Origin of the sequence: uncultured Campylobacter sp. (assembly GCF_938018035.1) — a bacterium.
In the GTDB taxonomy this organism is placed as follows: domain Bacteria; phylum Campylobacterota; class Campylobacteria; order Campylobacterales; family Campylobacteraceae; genus Campylobacter_B.
Genome location: NZ_CALIJF010000195.1, coordinates 1 through 1248, shown reverse-complemented (window position 1 = coordinate 1248; position 1248 = coordinate 1). Strand labels below are relative to the sequence as shown.

The window sequence follows — 1248 nt, the reverse complement described above, 5'->3', positions numbered from 1 at the left end:
ACTTTTTAAGGTTTGCGGGACTTACGACAGAATTTTTATTACTTACGAACGACTTACGAACCACTAACGAACTTTTGTCTTTTGTAAAAAAATCAATATCGACATCCAAAACCTTTGAGATGTCTGATAATTTTTTAACCGGAATTTCAACTTTATCTGCTTCGTATAGTTGAATACTCGCTCTTGATATTCCGCTTAAATTTGCTAATTCTAGTTGAGTTAATCCGCGCTCTTCTCTTAAATTTTTAATTCTTAAGCCCAAATTCATATGCTTATCCTTGACAAAGCATAATATCTTATGCTATAATTCAAAATATCTTTAGAAAAATAATACCTATAAAAAGGTTAAGGTTTTCTAAAAGTTCTTTGAAATTTTATTGTTAAACCTATTTAAGGAGGATACGATGAGTAAGATAGATGAGCTACATAAAGAGTATCTTAGACAAAGAGACGAGCTGATCGCAAAGATGTTTATGGAAGAAGATGCCAAGGCAGTATTGTCGAGAGAAAAAAGAGGGCTACAGGGTATGATTTTACCCCCGTAGTGATAATTTTATCTAATGAGATTTGCAGACTTCGTCGATCATCTCAAGAGCGGCAATGTAAAGATTAGTAATATACTCTACGCTGTCTTCGGGTAGCCCGTGGGGTTCTAGATGCGCTTTGGACGCTATGCGTTTAGCTTCATCAAAGCATCCGAGCTTTTCTAGAATACTTAGGGCTAGCCGCTCTTTTGCGACTTGGCTTAAACTTTCCATTTTAACGACTCCTTTCTATAAGATATGTGCAAAAAAATTATAGCAAAAGGGGTCTTTAAAGTCGAAAAATCGGTTTACCAATAAAATTTTAAAAAGGAGCGGCTTTGAAAGCGAAAAGAAAAGAGAGCCTAGCAAGGCAAATAAAGGCTAAAACAAAGTATGATCTAAAGGCATACTGCGAGATTAGAGGGCTTAGCGTTACGAGCCTTTATAAGGGCTTTATTAGTAAAAAGAGCAAAAAGATACTCGAAAAAGACGGTATAGCGGTAAGTAGGGTAGCCTAAGGCTTAGATATGTGGGTAAATTCCAAGTGCGCGGCTGAAATTTTGGGTGTAAGTGACAGAGCTTTGCAAAAATCTACTAAACTAGCATCTCAAAAAGGCAAAAAAATTTGTTCTGTAAAGCATAATATATTATGCTTTACCTACACCGATGGCATCGGTCGCGGTGGCAAAACCCTTCAAATTTGGATTGATGATAATTTGATAAA

Annotated in this window: 5 protein-coding genes; 3 read left to right on the top strand and 2 right to left on the bottom strand. The window is 36.0% G+C overall.

All coding sequences use genetic code 11. The features are described 5' to 3' along the window. Positions 1-268 (bottom strand): helix-turn-helix transcriptional regulator (locus Q0257_RS05920; protein ID WP_298022817.1); only part of this gene is annotated, 268 nt, incomplete at its 3' end. A 136-nt stretch (positions 269-404) separates the two neighbouring features. On the opposite strand from Q0257_RS05920, the gene Q0257_RS05915 reads away from it, so the two are divergent. Next, positions 405-545 (top strand): hypothetical protein, encoded by a 141-nt coding sequence (locus Q0257_RS05915; RefSeq protein WP_298022812.1) that lies wholly within the window; start codon positions 405-407, stop codon positions 543-545. Between the two features lie 12 nt (positions 546-557). Here the strand turns inward: Q0257_RS05915 and Q0257_RS05910 are convergent, their stop codons facing one another. Then, positions 558-758, bottom strand: coding sequence for a hypothetical protein (locus Q0257_RS05910; protein ID WP_298022809.1), 201 nt, complete (start codon positions 756-758; stop codon positions 558-560). A 104-nt stretch (positions 759-862) separates the two neighbouring features. Here Q0257_RS05910 and Q0257_RS05905 point away from each other — a divergent pair, with 104 nt between their 5' ends. Then, positions 863-1042: a hypothetical protein gene (locus Q0257_RS05905; RefSeq protein WP_298022806.1), complete on the top strand. Its 180-nt coding sequence runs from the start codon at positions 863-865 to the stop codon at positions 1040-1042. A 9-nt stretch (positions 1043-1051) separates the two neighbouring features. After that, positions 1052-1248, top strand: a 197-nt coding sequence (locus Q0257_RS05900) for a hypothetical protein (protein ID WP_298022803.1), incomplete at its 3' end; no start/stop codon positions are given.